We start from the raw sequence: 17,970 nt of genomic DNA, 5'->3' as shown, positions 1-17,970 counted from the left end.
AATCGATAAAAGGGCGGCCTATTTCGTCGCCGATCTGAGCCCTTCCATGAAGGCGCCTGCAAGCTGGGTTTCTCCGAACCAGTTCAGCCGGTTCACCGTGGCGAAACCCTCGGCGATGAGACTGTTCTCATCGCCCTTTCGGCTTGCATGCTCGCGCCCGCGCGGCACGACCAGCTCGATCTCGTCGCCATCCTCACGCAGAACCTCCACCTTGCGGGCGATCTTGTCTCGCCCGATAGATGGCTGGGAGACGGATGCCGGCAGATCTGCCGGAAGGTTGACGCTCAGCCAGTGGCCTTCCATCGCCCACTCGTTGCGTGTCTGCCAGAGGCGTTCAATGAAGCGTGCCAGCCATGCCGCGTCTCCTTCACGCACATTCGCCTCCTTCACGCGGGAGAACCCGATCGCGGGAATGCTCCAGAAGGTCGCTTCGCGGGCGATGCCGAGCGTGCCGGAATAGGCGAGATCCTCGCCGACATTGCGCCCGTCATTGACCCCGCCGACAACGAGATCGGGCTTCCTGCCGTCGTTGAAGAGCCAGCCCATCGAGGTGACGATACAGTCCGCCGGCGTGCCCGAGCAGGAAAAACGGCGCTCGCCGAGACGGCGCATGGTGAGCGGCCGCGCAACCGTGAGCGACGGGCCGGCGGCGGTGCGTTTGCCGTCCGGCGCGACGACCCAGACATCGTCCGTCAGGCGTGATGCCGCTTCAGCCGCCAGCGCAATGCCGGGAGCCTCAATGCCGTCGTCATTGGAAATCAGAATGCGCATGTATTGTCTCTTCATCAATCTGATAGGTGTCGCCGGTGCGGGCACCGGCCATAAGAGCGGGAATGTGCTGACAGAGCGCATCAAGCGCGGCAGCATCGCAGGAATGGCCGATGAGCCGCGGGCGGCCCACCGCCTCCCACAGGGCGATGTTCTCCGGAAGTGTGGGATGCGTCGGCATGCGGATCCATGCGGCCTTCCCTTGATCGACAAGGCGCGCGCCGGGCGAGCCTGAAGGCAAATGCCCGCTTAAGAGAATGGGAAAGCCCGCAGCCTCTGCAGCGGCAAGCGCCGGGCGCGACGGCCCTGCGACACCCATGCCATCATGCACGAGCAGGGGACAGTCCGGCAGCGGGTCGCCCACATTCCAGTCGCGCGCGGCCTTCAGCCGCTCGGAAAGGATCGACACACGATCCCGATGAACGGCAGACGGCGCAAGGATTTGCGCTGACAGCGCTGAACGCATGCCGGCCTCGATTGCAAAAGGCACGTCGATGGCCGCAATCAGCTCCAGTGAGCGACCGGAGAGCGGCGTTGGAAGGAGACAGCCATCGGCATATCCGGCGACCCATTCTCCGATCTGTCGCGCACGCTCCGCCCCCGGAATAGGATCAGCGCCATAGGAGGCATCGAGAATGAGCAGATCGCAGGAAGGCAGGGGCTGCATCGGGAAGACGGCGCTTTCAGGCACGATGTCGGCGGTATAGACAACGCGTTGTCCGGCTCCCTCGACGGAAAACCAGACGCCACCCACCACGTGACCGGACGCGCCAGTCTCCACGTTCAGTTCGCCGACCGTCAGCGTTTCGCCCGGCCGAAAGAGGCGTATCTGCTCCATGGGAGGCATAAAATCCGCCAGGTCGGCGGCGTCCGCATATTGTGCTAGCGTTGCCGGCATTTCCGAGCGGGTTTCCTCGGTCATGTAGACAGGCGCGGCATATCCCTGCCTTATCAGATGACATAGCGCTCCGATGTGATCTTCATGCGCATGGGAGATGAAGAGACCATCGATCTCGCCAACCGGACGGGCAAGAACGGGGTAGTATTCCGCCCCGCTCGTGCCCACCTTGATGCCGGCATCCAGCATGATGCGCGTCCTGCCGTCGCCGATGGCGACGCTGGTACGCCCCTTCTCGCCGAACCCGCCCTGAAGATCGACACTCAGCATCAGGCAGCACCATCAGCCGGGATCAGCCAGCCCGATGTGATGGCAAGCCTGGCGCGCTGACCCGCCGCGAAAGACACCGGATCGGGCTGGTCGAAATGCAGGCCGAGATGCGGGGCTGCCTCGGGCTCGAACTCGATCCGCGCCGAACCGCCACGATACACTGCCCTTGTGATGGTGCCCTCGAAGCCCGGTTGACTGGTGCCGACGGACTGGATCTGTGAAGCGCGGCAGCAGATGCGTGCATCCTTGCGCGGCTTCTCGCCCTTGCGGCAGCGCACGACCAGCTCCTGCCCCAGCACGGTGACGCGGCACTGTCCGTCGGCTTCCGCCGTTTCGACATTGGCCGGCAGGACCATGCCCTGCGAGATGAAGGAGGCGACCATCTCGTTGGCCGGCTCATGATAGAGCTCGCGCGGCGTGGCAAGCTGCATCAGACGGCCGTGATCCATGACCGCGATGCGGTCTGCCAGCGCCATGGCTTCGGCCTGGTCGTGGGTGATGTAGAGAATGGTCGTGCCTGTGCGCTTGTGGAAGTCGGCAAACTCGTCTTCCATCGAGGCGCGCAGATGAACATCGAGATTGGCCAGCGGCTCGTCAAACAGCACCAGCCGCGGCTCGGCGACGAGACAGCGCGCCAGCGCTACGCGCTGCCGCTGACCGCCGGACAGATTGGCCGGACGGCGGTCGCCATACTGCTCCATGTTGACGAGCGCCAGTGCGTTTTTCACGCGCTCCTCACGCTCCGCTTTGGGAACGCGCGCCACCTTGAGCGCATAGCCGATGTTTTCCGACACGGTCATGTGCGGCCAGAGCGCATAGTTCTGGAAGACGATGCCGACGCGGCGCTTTTCCGGCGGGACGTTCGCCTCGGCCGATGAAACCTCGCGGTCGCCAATGTGAATGTTGCCGCCGGTGACATTCTCAAAGCCGGCGATCATGCGCAGAAGCGTGGTCTTGCCGCAGCCCGAGGGACCGAGCACCGCGAGGAACTCGCCATCCGCGACGTCGATGGACACGCTGTCGAGCGCTTTCGTCTCCCCGAAAGCCTTGGTGACGTTCTTAATGCTCAGTCCCGCCATGGAAGAACTCCGTCCGGTAGTTTGTTTGCAAAGAGGCTGGCGAGCAGCATCAGAAGGAAGGTGGTTGCGACCATGATGGCGGAAACCGCCGCCGCATATTTGGAATCCCCGCCCTGTTCGAAGGAGAAGATGACAACGCCGATGGTCTCCGAGCCGGAGGACCAAAGAAGCGCCGAAACCGTCAGTTCGCACAGTGCAGTCATGAAGATCAGCAGGCCGCCGGCAATGGCCGCCGGGGCGATGAGCGGGAAAATGATGGTGCGCATGCGTGTGAACAGTCCCGCGCCAGCAACCTGTGCCGCCTCCTCAAGCGCCCGGTCGAGCTGGAAATAGCCTGTGATCGTTGGCCGTACGGCCAGGATCAGGAAGCGCGCGAGATAGGCGTAGAGGATGATCCAGACCGTGTTGTAGATCTGGATGCCGGTGATCGGCATGGGCTTGAGGAACAGGAGCAGCGAGGCGATGGCGAGCACCACGCCCGGCAGCGCATAGGGCAGCTCGATGGCAAGGTTGAGTGCCTTGATCCAGCGCTTGTTGCCCCAGGCAATCACATAGCCGAGCGGGATCGCCACGAAGACGGCGAAGATCGATGCGCCCGCCGAGAGATAGAGACTGTTCAGGAAGGCACGGCTTGCCGCCGCATGCTGGAAGACGACAAAATAGTAGTTCTCCAGCGTGGCGGTTTCAGCCGTCAGCGTCACGCCATAGCCCCGCACCAGCGAGGTGAGGATCAACCCCACCAAGGGCAGAACGAGGATGAATGCAATCAGCACCCACATGCCGAACTCCACCGGCAGACGCCATGCGCCAAGCTGGTAGGGCGCTGCGGGCAGCGAGGTGGAGGTGATGCGGAAATCGCGCCGGCTGGCGATGCGGTCCTGCATGACGATGCCGACCATGGCGATGACGCCGATGAGCACCGAAAGGAACGCGACCTCGGAGAGAACATCCGGCCCGCCACCAGCCAGACGCTGATAGATGAGCGTCGGCAGGACAAGATAGTTTGCCGGGATGCCCAGGAAGGCGGGAATGCCGAAATTGCCGACGCAGGAAACGAAGGTGAGCGCCGCTGCACCCACGATGGAGGGTGTCATGAGCGGCAGGATGATGGTGCCGAGCACCCGGACCCAGCCGGCCCCACTCGACTGCGCGGCCTCGACCAGCTCACGCGGCAGCTTGCGCATGCCGGCGCGCACGATCAGGAAGACGAGCGGCGCATACTGGATGCCGAGAAGGAAGACGATGCCTTCCGGCGAATAGAGCGGATTGCGCGTGCCGAGCGGCGGCGCCATGCCCAGCATGTTCAGAAGCGGGCTGGAAGGGCCGAAAAGCTGCAACCAGGCGAGCGCGGTCACCTGCGGCGCAATCATGAGCGGTGTGACGAAGCACAGGACGAAAGCCTGACGCTGGCGCACATCCGACAGCGAAACGAGAATGGCAACAGCCACACCGAGCACCAGGGCGAAAATCGTTCCGCCCAGGCCAACCACCAGCGTGTTCCAGGTGGCACGCCAGGTGGTTTCATCGATCAGGCCGTTGCGTATGACATCGAGCGAGAACTGACCGCCGGGCAGGATCACCTCCTGCAGAAGCCGCGCCATGGGCAGCAGCGAAAAGATGACGATAAGCGCGACGATCCCCGCTGTCAGGGCCATATCCTGGCCCTGACGTTCCTTACGAATTGCGGTCATTAAGGTTTTTCCTTAGCCGCCGAACATGGAGGAGAATTTCTCCTTGTTGCCGGTGATCTCATCGACAACCTTCTTCACATCAACGCTCATCACGTTGATCTCGGTGCCCTCGGGCAGCCAGTCGGGCGAACCGACAGAAGGCTTTGCCGGCAGATAACCCTGCTTCAGCGCCAGCTTCTGGCCGTCGTCGGAAAGAATGAAGTCGACGAACTTCTTCGCCGCATCCGGGTTCTTCGCGGTCGACATGATGGCGACCGGCTCGGTGACGGCGGTCACGCCTTCCTCGGGGAACACGAACTCGATGGGCGAGCCGTCCTTCTTGGCGTTCATGGCCATGAAGTCGACGAGCATGCCATAGGCCTTCTCACCGCTTGCGACGGACTTCAGAACAGCGCCATTGCCGCGTACGGCAACGTGGCCGTTTTCCTTCAGCTTCTCAAAATAGTCCCAGCCGAGATCGTCGCGATTGACGAAGGCGGACAGGAGATAGGCTGCGGCACCCGAATAGAGCGGGCTCGGCATGATGGTGAGGTCCTTGTAGGCCTCGCCCGTGAGATCGGACCAATGCTCCGGCTTTTCGGCGGCTGCCGTGTTGTAAGCGATGCCGGTGGTGATGAGCTTGGAGCCGAAATAGGTCTTGTCTGCGTCATAGGCCGCTTCCTCGAAGCCTTCCACATTGGCTTCGGGATAGGCCATCAGGTGGCCGTCCTTCTTGAGCGTCTCCATGCTGACTGCATCGGCGATCAGAAGAACGTCCGGCTGCGGGCTTCCGGCGGCAAACTCTGCAGCGAGCTTGGTCATGAGATCGCTGGTGCCGGAGCGGAAGATCTCGACTTCGACGCCCGGATTGGCGGCCTTGAAGGCGTCAACGGTCTCGGCGGCGTCAGCGTCGGGCTGCGACGTGTAGAGAACGAGGTTTTCGGCGAAAGCGGCTGTGGATGTGAGCAATGCGGCTGCAAAGGCAACCGAACGGATCGTGGACTGGCGTCCCATGGGATAACTCCTCTGTTTGCATCTCCGGGCATCTCGCACCGGAGCTCCTCCCCTGCATGCGCAATATGACAGGCTTGTAACAAAAGCGCTCGGACATTGAATATGAACATATGTTTTTCGTCAATAACAAAAGAACGCAATAAAATTTCGCATATTTGCCGACCAAAGGAACCACGGGCGGAGTTGCATTGTGCTAAAACCATTGCGCGATGAGAGAGGGAATCACCGCCGTGCCGCGAAAAAGCAAAAAGAAGCCGGCAGACGAGCCGACGCTGTCTTCCGCCGATATCAATGTGAAGATGGCCTGGCTTTATCATGTGGAAGGCCTGACGCAGGAAAAGATCGCCAGCCTGCTCAATGTGAGCCGGATGAAGGTGATGCGGGCGCTCGCTGCCAGTGCCGAGAGCCACATGGTGGTGACCACGATCAACGCCGATACGGCCGAGCAGGTGGCGCTGGAGCGGCAACTGGAAAAGCGCTGGGGCCTGAAAAGCGCCATCGTGGTGCCCGCCCCGGAGGAAGAAGACAATCTCGAGCGGGCGATCGGGCATGCCGTGGCACGCTATCTCGAAGAGCAGATGAAGCCCGGCATGACGCTGGCCATCGGCGGCGGCGCGACATTGCATTCGAGCCTGAGCTTCATGGCGCAGCGCGAATTGACCGGCTCGACCGTGATCGGTCTCGTGGGCAGCCTGCCGCATTCCAAATGGGTCAATCCCTCCATTGTCGCCACCAAGGTGGCGGAGCGCTTCAAAGTGGACAGCTACCAGATCAGCGCGCCGGTGGTGGTGGATGATCCAGACCTGCGCGAGCGCCTGTGGGAACAGCCATCCCTGCGCGACGTGCGCGAGCGCGCCGCCAGGGCGGACATGGCGCTCCTGACCGTGGGTGCGATCTCACCCGACGCGACGATCTTCCGTCACGGCATCGTGCCAAAGGCACTGATCGAACCGCTGCGCGACAGGGGCGCGGTGGCCAACATCCTCTGCTATTTCGTGGATGCGGCGGGACAGATGGTCGACCATGAGGTGAATCAGCGGATCATGGCGATCGATCTCGATGTCGTGGCACGCATTCCGCATGTCATTCTCGCTGCCGGCGGCGAACAGAAGGTTTCCGCAATCCTGGCGGCCCTGCGCACGGTGTCTGCAGCGGCACTCATCACGGATGCCGCTACTGCAAGAATGCTGCTTGAAAAGGCAGATGAAGACCGGCTCTGAAAGCCGGCAGGCAGTCAGATCAGACCGCGCTCACGCATGAAATCATCGAGGCCCACATGCGTGATGGTCTCGAATTCGCGCACCGCCTCGACCATGGCGCGGCGCTGGGCCGCGAGCAGCAAAAGCACCTGACGCATCTCGCCGGAAATGCCGAAACGCTCCCAGCGATCCGCAAGATGGCTCGGAAGACCGGCAGCCTCGCAAAAGGCCGCGATGTTCCTGTAACCCAGATCCGTCACGAGCGCCTGCGTCTCCTCCGGCGTCGAGCGCGGCTCGAGCGCGTGGTCATGCAGGCGCTGCGCCAGAAGGCGAATATCGTTCGGCTGCGGCGCGTTGGCCAGAACCTTGTTGATCAGAGACGAAACTCTCGGGGGCTTTTCGCTTTGCATCGCACTCTCCATTCGCGGCGATCATAGGACGAGAGCGGGCGGCGCTCAATCGGAAAGCGCCGCCCGGCGATACCACTTTCAAACAACGCGTTAGGCAAGAAGGCGTGCAAGGGGTTTAACACGCTGGATCACCAGCACATCAAACGCAAGAAGGGCCAGCAGCGTGATGCCCGCCAATGGAAACAGCAGTGACACCAGAAGCATCACGACCACCGCCCCTTTCCACAGAGGAAGGTTGGCCGGTAGCGGTGGAGCGGCGAGCCGCAGCACGCGCGAGGGCCGGCGCATCCACCACATGACGAGGCCGCTGACCGACAGGAAGATGACGGACAGGCAGAAAACCGTGTTCAGAACGAGGTTCCACAGCCCCATATCGCCTTCGTGGAAGGCGATACCGACTGCCATTGCCTTGCCCGCCGGCGAATAATCTGCAAAGCCCACATCCGCAAGGACATTGCCGGTATACTGGTCGATATGCACCGTCCTGTCGGATGCAGGGTCGGTGGAATCGTTGCTCATGGAATCCTGAGCAAGTGTCCACACGCCCGTATCGCCGCGCGGCGTGGCGACGCGAAAACGCCCCTCATAGCCAAGGCTGCGCCCGAATGCGGCGATCTCATCGAGATTGAACGGACCGGAAGCCGGAAGCCCGGCACTGCCTGCATCAGATCCCGACGCGGGGAGCGGCGTCTGCTCCAGCGCCCAGGGCACATCCTTGATCGCTCCATGATTGAGCGAGGCATGCGTCTTGTCGGAAAGAGGCACATTGTCCCATTTCTCCGCCGGAAAGGTGCTCCATGCCTGAACGAATTTTTCTCCCCAGACGCCAGCCCAGGACAGGCCGCTGATGAGAAAGACAAGAAGGATGAGAGCGGTGTAGAGCCCGGTGGTCTTGTGCAGCGACTTCCAGAACGAGCGGCCCCGCGCACCGAAATCGGGGCGAAGCGCCTTGCCAGGCCCTTGCCCGTCACGCGGCCACCACAGATAAAGCCCGGTCACGATCAGGACGATACCGAAACCGGCGGCAATTTCGATCAACCGGTCACCCAAATCGCCGATCAGCAGCGTTCCGTGAATGTCAGATGCGAAGTCGTACCAGCCCGCCTGCCTGTTCCAGATGTCCAGTACCTCGGCTGTGTAGGGGTCGACGGCAACCATCATCGCCTCACCTCCGCTATCGACACGGAAAACGGCGGCGCGGTCAGCAGCGGTCGGCGCGATATATTCGACCACATGGCCTTCGTGCAGCGCCGTCTGCGCGGCGGAGGCCTGTGCAAGAATGCTGGTCTGCGCACCCTGCGGCGTCACGGCAATCTTTTCGCCATCACGCCCATCAATGGCGCTCACCCAAAGCATGATGAGCCCAGTGGCGGCCAGCATCACCAGGAAAGGTGCAACATAGAGACCGGCATAGAAATGCCAGCGCCATGCCGCCAGATAGAATTTGCGCGTCAGCGTCCTCTCCGTCGCATCCTGCGTCGGCAGGTCGGAGAGCACCTGTGTATCGGTATTGCTCATAATCCCCCCCTCAGCCCTGCGTTGCCAGACGCTTCAGCTTTTCCAGCATGGAATCGTGCGCCTCGCCGTAGGACAGCGTGCCGACGAAGCCGCCTTCGGCGTTCATCAGATAGACCGATGCCGTATGATCGATCGTGTATTCGCCGCCTTCCGTCGGGACTTTCTTGTAATAGACGCGGTAAGCCCGGGTTACGGCTTCGATCTGCTCCTTTGTTCCGGAAAGCCCCCGGATCCGATCATCAAAACTCGACGTGTACCGGGCGAGCTCTTCCGGCCCGTCGCGCTCCCAGTCCACGGAAACGAAGGCGTAGTTCAGCCTGTCCGCGTCCGGTCCGAGCGCCTCGATCAGACCTGACAGCTCGAATAGCGTGGTCGGGCAGACATCCGGGCAGAAGGTAAAACCGAAGAAGATCGCCGTGGGCTTGCCAAGGAAATCAGCTTCGGTGACGGTCTCTCCGTCCTCTCCGGTGAGCGTGAACGCACCGCCAATATCGGCGGTGCCGGTTCCCCCGCCGGCCCTGCCGCCGGAGGTGATGTTCATCGTCGCCACAGCCACGATGGCAAGGACCAGCGCGAGAACCGCGCCGGCCAGGATTGAAAGCGAGCGGCGAGACATCAGTTCTTGCTCTCGCCGTGCATGTGACCGTGGCCTTCAGGGGCAGGTGCGCCCGGTTTCGCCACAGACATCTCCACCTCGATTGAGCCCGCCTTCTCGAAGGTCAGCGTGACGGGAACCGGCGCGCCCTCGGCAATCGGCTCCTTCAGTTCCATGAACATCACATGCAGGCCGCCCGGGGCGAGACTGACCGTCTCGCCCGCCGGCACCGGGATGCCATCGGGAAGATGGCGCATCTTCATGACACCATCGGCCATGTCCATCGTGTGCAGTTCCACGCGGCCCGCAAAAGCGGCCTCGGCGCTGACCAACCGATCGTCTTCTTCACCGCCATTGACGATGGTAACGAAGCCGCCTGCAGCTTTGGCACCGGGCGGTGTCGCACGGGTCCAGGGCTGGTCGAGCTCCAGTTTGCCGAGCGTGTAATCGCCAGCGAATGCGGGGGCGGCAATGAACAGCATTGCAGCCGTTAGGGTACGGGTCAAAATGCGCATGTCTTGTCTCCATAAGCGCAGATACCGGCCACGGTCACCCGTGGACGTTTTCATGATTCAATGCGTCAGATGGAGAAAGCCGGTGGCGCGCGCGCCTCTGCAAGAAAGCCAAGCGCAACAGGATGAAGAACCAGCGCACCGGGCAGGCGCGCAATGGAGAAAGCATCACGGGAGGCACAGTCTAGCCCCGCATGTTCACCCGGCAGGGCCGGCGATACGGCACAGCCTGCCTGACAAAGCGCGGTGCAGCAGTCATGCACGCTGCGCGCCGGCGCAGTCCCATCGCTTTCGGCAAGGCCAATGCCGCTCGGCGTGCAGATAATGAAACCGGGGATGCCGCCAGTGCCTGCCATCGCACCCTGAGCGAAGGCAGCAGCAAAACCCTGCATGATGAGGAAATAGGCCAGAAGACCGGCAATCAGGCCAGTCGCAAGGCGATCCTTCAGCATGTCACGCATCGGCTTCATGGAAGCTTCGTGACACATTTCGACAAAAGTGTCACTGCGACGAATGCGGCAGCCGGACCGCAGTGGGCGGAAACCGCCCACTGCGGTATCGGATACTCCTAGCGCCGCTTGAGCAGCGGCAGGTTCATGGCGTTGGCGTATTTCACGCTTTCCGCCAGGAAGGTGTCATAGCTCTCGCGCACGCGGGCAACATCTTCGCTCTGGGCGGTCAGTTCGTCACGAACCTCTTCCCATGCCTTCTTGAGCCCTTCGGCCACATCGTCCGGCACATCGCGGAAGATGACGCCCTCGGCTTCGAGCGCGGCCATGGCGCGGGCATTGTGATAATCGAACTGGGCAAGGGCCTCCTGGCTGGCTGCGAGAGCAGCCGCCTCGCAGATCGCCTGCAGGTCGGGCGAAAGCTCGGCCCATGCGTCCTTGTTGAAAACGATGGCAAGCGCCGCACTCGGCTCGTTATAGGCCGGCAGGTAGCAGTTCTTGGTGATCTTCTGCAGGCCGAACGCCTGATCGAGGAACGGCCCGACCCATTCAGCCGCGTCAAGCGCACCCGATTGCAACGCCTGGAAGATTTCCGGCGGAGGCATCAGAACGGCGTTGACGCCGAGCTTGCGATACATCTCGCCGCCAAGGCCGGCGATGCGCATGTTGAGACCCTTGAGGTCGTCCAGCGACTTGATCTCGGACTTGAACCAGCCTGCACTTTGCGTGTTGGAATTGCCGGAATAAAGCGGCTTCAGGTTGCGCTGGGCGTAGATGTCGTCCCACAGCTCCTGACCGCCGCCATAACGCAGCCATGCATAATGCTCGGCTGCCGTCATGCCGAAGGGCACCGCGGTGAACCAGTGCAGCGACGGGTTCTTGCCGGCGGCATAATAGGGCGGGTTGTGCCCGACCGGGGCCTTGCCCTGCTGCACGGCATCCTCCACGCCGAAGGGCGGCACCAGCTCGCCACCACCGAAAACCTTGAAGGTCAGCCGGCCATCGGACATGGCGGCCACCTTTTCGGCGAAGCCGGTGACGTTGGTGCCCACGCCCGGCGCATTCTTGGGAAAGCTGGTGGGCAGGTTCCACTCGATCTTGCCCTGCGCAATGGCCGGGGTGGCGAGCGCCGCAGCCGTGGCGCCGGCACCAGCCGTAAGGAATGTTCTGCGTTTCATGTCGGGTTTCCTCCTGAACAACGACTATCTGAAGAGCATGTCCGGCAGCCATGTAACCACAGCCGGAAATGTGATGAGAAGCACCAGAGCGACAAGCTGTATGGCCACGAACGGGATCACCGAGCGATAGATCTCCAGGGTCGTGATGCTGCGCGGCGCAACCGAGCGATAATAGAAAAGCGCGAAGCCGAAGGGCGGCGTCAGAAACGAGGTCTGCAGGTTCATGGCGAGCAGGACGGCAAACCAGACGGGCGAGAAATCGGTGGCCAGAATGGGCGCGCCGAGCAAGGGAACGACGATGTAGATGATCTCCACGGCTTCGAGGATGAAGCCAAGGAAAAAGACAACCACCATAACGAGGGCAAGCGCCCCCCATTTGCCGCCTGGCACCTGCTCCAGAAAGCCCGCGACCAGCTCGTCGCCGCCGAAACCACGAAACACCAGCGAGAGCATGGAGGCCGCGATGACGATGCCGAACACCATGCCGGAGATGCGCAGCGTATCGATGACGGCTGGAACGAGAATATCCGTACGCATCAGCCGCCAGCCGGAAAAGGCGACGCCTGCGGCGATCAGCGTGGCAGCAAGGAGCGCAACGAAGCCGGCCGAAGTGCCAAGCCCGGATGGCGGCACAAACCCGAAAGCGCGCAGGAGCACCAGAACGCCGCCCGCGACAACGGCAGAGAGGATGACGCCCCGCCCGATGCGGCCAACACCGCCGCGCGTGTAACCGGCGAGCAGGATCGTGCCCACGGCGCCAAGGCCGGCCGCTTCCGTTGTGGTCGCCACACCGCCGAGAATGGACCCCAGCACTGCCAGAATGAGCAGGAGCGGCGGCAGGAAAACGCCAAGGATACGGCTCAGCGGAACCCGCTTGCGGCTGGTATTCTCAATGGCCGTGTGCGCGCCGCGCAGAGTAAACAGGATATAGATACCATAGAGGCCAACGAGCAGCAGCCCCGGCAAAAGCGCGCCGGCGAAGAGATCGCCCACGGACACGGCGTCGGGCGCGAAATTGCCGGCCTTCTGCTGCGCTTCCAGATAGGTGTTGCCGATCTGGTCGCCCAGAAGCACGAGCAGGATGGACGGCGGAATGATCTGGCCCAGCGTGCCACTGGCACAGATGATGCCGCTCGACACGCGCGGCGAAACCCCCGCCTGCAGCATGGCGGGCAGGCTGACGAGGCCGAGCATGACAACCGTTGCGCCGACAATGCCGGTGGACGCCGCAATGAGCGCGCTGAAGAGCAACACGGAAAGGGCAAGGCCGCGGGGCGATGCGCCAAGCATCTCGCGCAGGACCTCGAGCATGCGCTCGGCAAGCTGCGACCGCTCCAGCACCACCCCCATCAGAATGAACAGCGGCACCGACATCAAAAGCGTGTTGCTCATCACGCCCCAGACGCGGCTTGGAAAGAAATCCAGAAAGGACAGATCGAACGCGCCGAAGAGGCTGGCAATGACCGCGACGACAAAGGGCACACCGGCAATGGCGAGCATGGCCGGAATGCCACTCAGAATGCCGGCGAACAGCCCGACCAGCATCAGGCACAGAAACAATTCCGAAAGGGTCATAGGGCCGGCTCGTCTTCGGCGATGCGTTGTGCGTCCGGCGCGAGCACCATGGCGATCCCCTGCAGGATCATCATCGCAGCCCCGAGCGGCAGGGCCGTCTTGACGATGAACAGGCCTGGAAGCCCACCCGTTTCGACCGAAGCCTCGCGGATGGACCAGGAATAGGCGAGATCCGCCCAGTCGGCCCAGATGATCAGCCCGAACACCGGCATGAGAAACAGGAGCACCGCAACCGCATCCGCGATACGCGCGTAGGTGGGTGAAAGATTCTCAGAAAGAACCTCAACGCGCACATGCCCGCCCCTGCGAAGACAGACCGGCACGGAGAAGATCAGAAGCACGGCAAATGTGTAGGAGGCGAAATCCTGCAGCTCGATGAAGCCGATGCCGAAACCATAGCGCATCACCACGATGGCAAGCACGCTGGCCGTCAGAGCCAGGCAGGCAAGGACACAAAACGCCGTCGCCAGCCGATCCAGCACGGCGCAAAACCTCAAATACAGATGCAAACCGGGCTCCCATGCGAATTCGGGCGCGAAGCTATCGCATGCGTGGAGGAAAGGAAACGGGTATTTGCCCGTGACCGGCGCACAACGAAATCGCTCGCCGGAGAAACCCGGCGAGCGCGTGACATGCCAGTGGTTTGGAGCCTGTTATCCGGCTTTGATCGTCGCAGCGAGACGCGCCGAAGCCTTGTTGAGGGCGGACAGCTTTTCAGCCTCGGACCCGTCCTTGAAAGCCGCATCGAGCGTGTTGACGATCTCGGTGAAGAGCTCCAGCTCTTCGTCCGCCGCCGTCATGGTGAGCGGCTGGTCGTCATAGGCTTCCACGAAACGCTGCGCCGCATAGGCGATGAGCAGAAGGGCAGCGGCGTTTTCCGGCTCGCTGGTGATGCGGGCGTGGGCCTTGACCGCGCAGCCTTCATAGGCGCGAACGCTTCCGCCCTGCTCGTTCAGATCCTTCAAAAACGTCTCAAACATGATCCAGGTCCTTTGGGATTTACTGCGGCAGTTCTGAAATGCCGCCATGGTTCGCCGACCATTCTGTCGGCGCATTCAGGAATTTTTCGACCTCAGCGATCGTTTCCGGCGAAAAGCGATTTTCTTCCTTGCAGACAGCGAGCACATCCCACCAGGTGGCCAGATGATGCAACCGCATGCCGGCAGCTTCAAGCCGCTTCGGCGTGTCGGGGAAGATGTCGTAATAGAACACGGCAAAGGTGTCGGTGACCTGCGCGCCGGTGCGCGCCACGGCCTCGGCAAACTTGATCTTGCTGCCGCCGTCGGTGGTCAGGTCCTCGACCAGCAGCACGCGCGCGCCTTCGCTCAATGCACCCTCGATCTGCGCATCGCGGCCAAAGCCTTTCGGTTTCTTGCGCACATATTGCATCGGCAGGCCCATGCGCTCGGCAAGCCAGGCTGCAAAGGGAATGCCAGCCGTCTCGCCGCCTGCCACCGCATCGAATTGCTCGAAACCAACATTGCGGAAGATGACGGAAGCGGCAAAATCCATGATCGCAGCGCGAACGCGCGGATAGGAGATCAACTTGCGGCAGTCGATATAGACGGGACTTGCAAGACCAGACGTGAAGGTGAACGGCTGCTCGGCGCGAAAATGCACCGCCTCGATCTCCAGAAGCATGCGGGCGACCATCTGCGAAATGGCGGACTGGTCGGGAAAGGTGTTGGAGAACATGTCGTGGTCCTGTTCGTTGATCGGGCCTTTTCGCTAACAGCAATCTCCCGCCTGAGCCAGCCCGGCAATGAGGAGATTCGTTTCCAGAAGACTCCGCACTGTCACTCCGCCCTCGCAAGGAAAGCAGAAAGGATATCCACGCCGGCAAGGAAATCGTCGATCTCCATCGCTTCCTGCGGATTGTGCGAGCCATTCCGGTTGCGCACGAACACCATGGCGGAGGGAACGCCGGCGGCAGCGAACACGGCTGCGTCGTGCCCGCCGCCGCTCGGCATGACGAAGGGCTCCTGTCCGACCTGGCGCATGGCCTCTTCAAGGCCTGCGACCAGCCCCCTGTCGCACAGCGCCGGCTCGACACGAAGCTCTTCGCCAAGCTCGAAACGCACCCGCCGGTCGCGTTCGATCTCGCGTATTTCGCTCTTCAGAAGCGCGCGCATGTCGTCCAGCGTTTCCGGCTTCTGGCTGCGCATGTCGAGGCTGAACGACACACGGTCGGGGATCCGGGACATGGCATGTTTTTCCGGATCGGTCGCCACGACACCGCTGGTGAGCACAAGATCGTCGCCCTTGTTCAGAATCGTCGTCCAGCTTTCATCGAGCCGCACCAGAAGATCGGCCATGGCAAGCACGGGATCACGCCGATAGGCCTTCGGCACCGCGCCGGAATGTCCGGCCTCGCCGTGACAGGTGATCGAGCGGTAGCGGATATTGCCGCGAATGCCCGACACAGCGGCCGCCGGAATGTTCTTGCCGATCAGGAGCGGCCCCTGCTCGATGTGAAGTTCGAGATAGGCCTCCATGCGGCTGACATCCATCAGTGGCTTTTGCGCCCGGATATCTTCGACCGGCAGGCCGATATCGGCCATGTGCTCTTCCAGCGTGCGACCATCGCCCTTGTGGGTTTCTTCAAGCTCGCGCTTTGAAAGCGTGCCGGTCAGCACCTTCGAGCCGATATAGCACGGGCCGAACCAGGCGCTTTCCTCGCCACGCATGGCGAGCACATGCACCGGTTTTGCAAAGCGGCGCCCCTCGCGCCGGGCGCGGATCAAACAGATGAGCCCCGCGACAACACCGGCCAGCCCGTCGAAATTCCCGCCGAATGGCACGCTGTCCACATGGGAGCCGACGACGACGACACGCTCGGCATCGCGGTCCTCAGGCAGCGAGAAAAGCGCGTTGCAACCTGCATCGTACCAGACCGCCAGCCCCTCGGTCTTCGCTACGTCTTCAAGATATTTCAGCGTCCGCGTCTCGATCTCGGAAAAGGCCGGACGACTGACGCCTTCCACGTCCGGCGAAAGACGCGCCACATCGTCGAAAAGGCGCGCGGCGAGCGCGTGATCCTGCGCCCGGACATCGGCGAGCGGAGCGGGCTGCGCGTTCATGGCGCTGCTTCCATGAAGACGACCGCCTCATCCTGTTCGCCATCGATCACCGTGCCGATCAGGTCTTTCACCGAGGAAAGCCCCTGGTTGGAAAGCCAGTCTTCCAGACCATCGATCAGCGACAGCATGATCGTCGGGTGAATAAAGGTGGCGGTGCCGACCTGAACGGCGGATGCCCCGGCGATCAGATATTCGATCACGTCTTCCACCGTGGAAATGCCGCCGCAACCAATGACGGGAATCTTGGTCGCACGCGCACACTGATAGGCCATGCGCAGAGCGATGGGCTTGAGGCTCGGGCCGGACAGGCCACCCATGAGATTGCCAAGCTTGGGCCGGCGCGTGTTGATGTCGATGGCCATCGAAAGGATGGTGTTGGCCACCACCAGCGCATCGGCACCCCCCTCTTCAGCGGCGCGCGCCACTTCAGAGGTTTCACCCGTATTGGGTGTGAGCTTTGCCCAGAGCGGCAGGTCGGTCGCCGCGCGCAGCCTGCGCATCACGTCATGGGTGGAAGACGGGCGGATGGCGAACGCCTTGCCGTCTTCTTCGATGTTCGGGCACGAAATGTTGACTTCGATGGCCGCAACGCCGAGAACACTGACCTCGGAACACAGCGTTGCGAATTCATCCGCCGTGTTGCCCGAAATGGAGACGACGAGCGGCGTCTCGTAATGCGCATAGAACGGCACGACCTTCTCGATGAAAGCCCCCACGCCCTTGCTCGGAATGCCGATGGAGTTGAGCATCGATCCGTTCACCTCGCAGACGCGCGGCGTCGGATTGCCGTCGCGCCAGCCACGGGTGATGGTCTTGGTCACATGCGCGCCAAGCCGGTCGAGATCGAACACCTCCGCGAGATCCTCGGAGAAGGTGCCCGATGCCGGCATGATCGGGTTCTTGAGCCTGAGCCCGCCGATATCGACAGAAAGATCTACCATGCGATCGCCTCCATCATGTCGAAGACGGGACCTTCGCGGCATACCCTCAGATGCACCTGACGGTCGCCACGATTGAACGGGCGAACACAGCAATGGCACATGCCGATGCCGCAGGCCATCTGCTGCTCCAGCGCGATCTGGCCGGGTATGCCGTGCCGCTCGCCGATGGTCTGCAACAGCCTGAGCATGCGGTTGGAGCCGCAGGTGTAGAAAGCATCGGCGCGACCGGCCGCGATCAGCCCCTCGATGACCTTTTCCAGATTGTCGAGATCCGATGTGCCTTCCGCATCGGTCAGCGTGATGACATCCGCGCCGAGCGACGCGAAATAATCCGTCGACATCAGATAATCGGGATGACGCGCGCTGCAGATCGCGGTGAGCCTGCGGCCAAGACGGTTGGCCTCCAGCGCCAGCGGGGCAAGTGTCGCAAGCCCAACCCCTCGCGCCACCAGAACGAGGTTCTGCCAATCGTCGGCAATGGTGAAGGGCTCGCCCAGGGGACCGAGAACATTCAGCCTGTCGCCCAGCGCCAGCGAGGCCAGCGCGCGGGTTCCAGCACCCGTCACCTTGTAGAGGAAATGCAGCTCTCCCTTCTCGGGATAGAAGCCGTAAATGCTCATGGGTCGGCGCAGATAGGGTGTCTCACCGCCGGCCTGCGGGCACAGAAGATGAAAGAACTTCCCTGCACGGCAGCGCTTCAGGATGTCGTGCGGCGCCGCAAGAACCAGAAGACGGTATTCGCCATTCACCGGCTCGTTGCTTTTGACCGAAAGCGGCAGCTCGAACGCCCTGATTGACGGTATATCGTCCATCG

The 17,970-nt window shown here is 62.2% G+C and carries 19 protein-coding genes; 1 reads left to right on the top strand and 18 read right to left on the bottom strand.

The window, feature by feature from the left end; all coding sequences use genetic code 11:
* Positions 1–18 precede the first annotated feature (18 nt).
* Genes AC07E3_RS15030 through AC07E3_RS15010 form a run of 5 tightly spaced genes read right to left on the bottom strand, consistent with a single transcriptional unit; the run spans position 19 to position 5,699 of the window.
* Positions 19–771: a 5'/3'-nucleotidase SurE gene (locus tag AC07E3_RS15030; RefSeq protein ID WP_478363016.1), complete on the bottom strand. Its 753-nt coding sequence runs from the start codon at positions 769–771 to the stop codon at positions 19–21.
* On the bottom strand, positions 749–1,936 hold the full coding sequence (locus AC07E3_RS15025) for an MBL fold metallo-hydrolase (protein WP_478363014.1): 1,188 nt from the start codon (positions 1,934–1,936) through the stop codon (positions 749–751). Before AC07E3_RS15025 ends, AC07E3_RS15030 begins: the two co-directional genes overlap by 23 nt.
* A complete protein-coding gene (locus AC07E3_RS15020; protein WP_336071173.1) occupies positions 1,936–3,015 on the bottom strand; it encodes an ABC transporter ATP-binding protein in 1,080 nt (359 codons plus the stop codon). The genes AC07E3_RS15025 and AC07E3_RS15020 overlap by 1 nt, the downstream gene beginning before the upstream one ends.
* Positions 3,003–4,706: an ABC transporter permease gene (locus tag AC07E3_RS15015; RefSeq protein ID WP_478363011.1), complete on the bottom strand. Its 1,704-nt coding sequence runs from the start codon at positions 4,704–4,706 to the stop codon at positions 3,003–3,005. The genes AC07E3_RS15020 and AC07E3_RS15015 overlap by 13 nt, the downstream gene beginning before the upstream one ends.
* 12 nt (positions 4,707–4,718) lie before the next feature.
* Complete coding sequence (locus AC07E3_RS15010) at positions 4,719–5,699, bottom strand: ABC transporter substrate-binding protein (RefSeq protein WP_478363009.1); 981 nt, start codon at positions 5,697–5,699, stop codon at positions 4,719–4,721.
* 209 nt (positions 5,700–5,908) lie between these two features.
* On the opposite strand from AC07E3_RS15010, the gene AC07E3_RS15005 reads away from it, so the two are divergent.
* Positions 5,909–6,919 (top strand): sugar-binding transcriptional regulator, encoded by a 1,011-nt coding sequence (locus AC07E3_RS15005; protein ID WP_223006412.1) that lies wholly within the window; start codon positions 5,909–5,911, stop codon positions 6,917–6,919.
* A gap of 14 nt (positions 6,920–6,933) precedes the next feature.
* Here AC07E3_RS15005 and AC07E3_RS15000 read toward each other — a convergent pair whose 3' ends face one another.
* The 13 genes from AC07E3_RS15000 to AC07E3_RS14940 all read right to left on the bottom strand — a co-directional run bounded on the left by AC07E3_RS15000 (position 6,934) and on the right by AC07E3_RS14940 (position 17,968).
* Complete coding sequence (locus AC07E3_RS15000) at positions 6,934–7,308, bottom strand: hypothetical protein (RefSeq protein ID WP_025029349.1); 375 nt, start codon at positions 7,306–7,308, stop codon at positions 6,934–6,936.
* A gap of 90 nt (positions 7,309–7,398) precedes the next feature.
* Positions 7,399–8,826 (bottom strand): PepSY-associated TM helix domain-containing protein, encoded by a 1,428-nt coding sequence (locus AC07E3_RS14995; RefSeq protein WP_478363006.1) that lies wholly within the window; start codon positions 8,824–8,826, stop codon positions 7,399–7,401.
* A 10-nt stretch (positions 8,827–8,836) separates the two neighbouring features.
* Positions 8,837–9,442, bottom strand: a complete 606-nt coding sequence (locus AC07E3_RS14990; protein WP_478363004.1) for an SCO family protein — start codon at positions 9,440–9,442, stop codon at positions 8,837–8,839.
* On the bottom strand, positions 9,442–9,936 hold the full coding sequence (locus tag AC07E3_RS14985) for a copper chaperone PCu(A)C (protein ID WP_478363002.1): 495 nt from the start codon (positions 9,934–9,936) through the stop codon (positions 9,442–9,444). Before AC07E3_RS14985 ends, AC07E3_RS14990 begins: the two co-directional genes overlap by 1 nt.
* 65 nt (positions 9,937–10,001) lie before the next feature.
* On the bottom strand, positions 10,002–10,403 hold the full coding sequence (locus AC07E3_RS14980) for a hypothetical protein (RefSeq protein ID WP_478363000.1): 402 nt from the start codon (positions 10,401–10,403) through the stop codon (positions 10,002–10,004).
* 98 nt (positions 10,404–10,501) lie between these two features.
* Entirely contained in the window at positions 10,502–11,560 is a 1,059-nt protein-coding gene (locus tag AC07E3_RS14975) for a TRAP transporter substrate-binding protein (protein WP_223006417.1), read from the bottom strand.
* Between the two features lie 24 nt (positions 11,561–11,584).
* Positions 11,585–13,135, bottom strand: coding sequence for a TRAP transporter large permease (locus AC07E3_RS14970; protein WP_478362997.1), 1,551 nt, complete (start codon positions 13,133–13,135; stop codon positions 11,585–11,587).
* Entirely contained in the window at positions 13,132–13,617 is a 486-nt protein-coding gene (locus AC07E3_RS14965; RefSeq protein ID WP_478362995.1) for a TRAP transporter small permease subunit, read from the bottom strand. The genes AC07E3_RS14970 and AC07E3_RS14965 overlap by 4 nt, the downstream gene beginning before the upstream one ends.
* A 171-nt stretch (positions 13,618–13,788) precedes the next feature.
* Positions 13,789–14,115 (bottom strand): hypothetical protein, encoded by a 327-nt coding sequence (locus AC07E3_RS14960; protein ID WP_336071181.1) that lies wholly within the window; start codon positions 14,113–14,115, stop codon positions 13,789–13,791.
* Between the two features lie 19 nt (positions 14,116–14,134).
* The gene (locus AC07E3_RS14955; protein WP_336071182.1) at positions 14,135–14,830 is read right to left on the bottom strand and encodes an orotate phosphoribosyltransferase; all 696 of its coding nucleotides are present in this window, start codon (positions 14,828–14,830) and stop codon (positions 14,135–14,137) included.
* A 101-nt stretch (positions 14,831–14,931) separates the two neighbouring features.
* A complete protein-coding gene (locus tag AC07E3_RS14950; protein ID WP_478362992.1) occupies positions 14,932–16,215 on the bottom strand; it encodes a hydantoinase/carbamoylase family amidase in 1,284 nt (427 codons plus the stop codon).
* A complete protein-coding gene (locus AC07E3_RS14945; protein WP_478362990.1) occupies positions 16,212–17,156 on the bottom strand; it encodes a dihydroorotate dehydrogenase in 945 nt (314 codons plus the stop codon). The genes AC07E3_RS14950 and AC07E3_RS14945 overlap by 4 nt, the downstream gene beginning before the upstream one ends.
* On the bottom strand, positions 17,150–17,968 hold the full coding sequence (locus tag AC07E3_RS14940; RefSeq protein WP_478362988.1) for a dihydroorotate dehydrogenase electron transfer subunit: 819 nt from the start codon (positions 17,966–17,968) through the stop codon (positions 17,150–17,152). The genes AC07E3_RS14945 and AC07E3_RS14940 overlap by 7 nt, the downstream gene beginning before the upstream one ends.
* Between the last annotated feature and the right edge of the window lie 2 nt (positions 17,969–17,970).

The sequence above is a fragment of the Nitratireductor lacus genome, from assembly GCF_056431025.1.
Note: the sequence above shows the minus strand (reverse complement) of the source record. Positions and strands in the feature narration are given on the sequence as shown.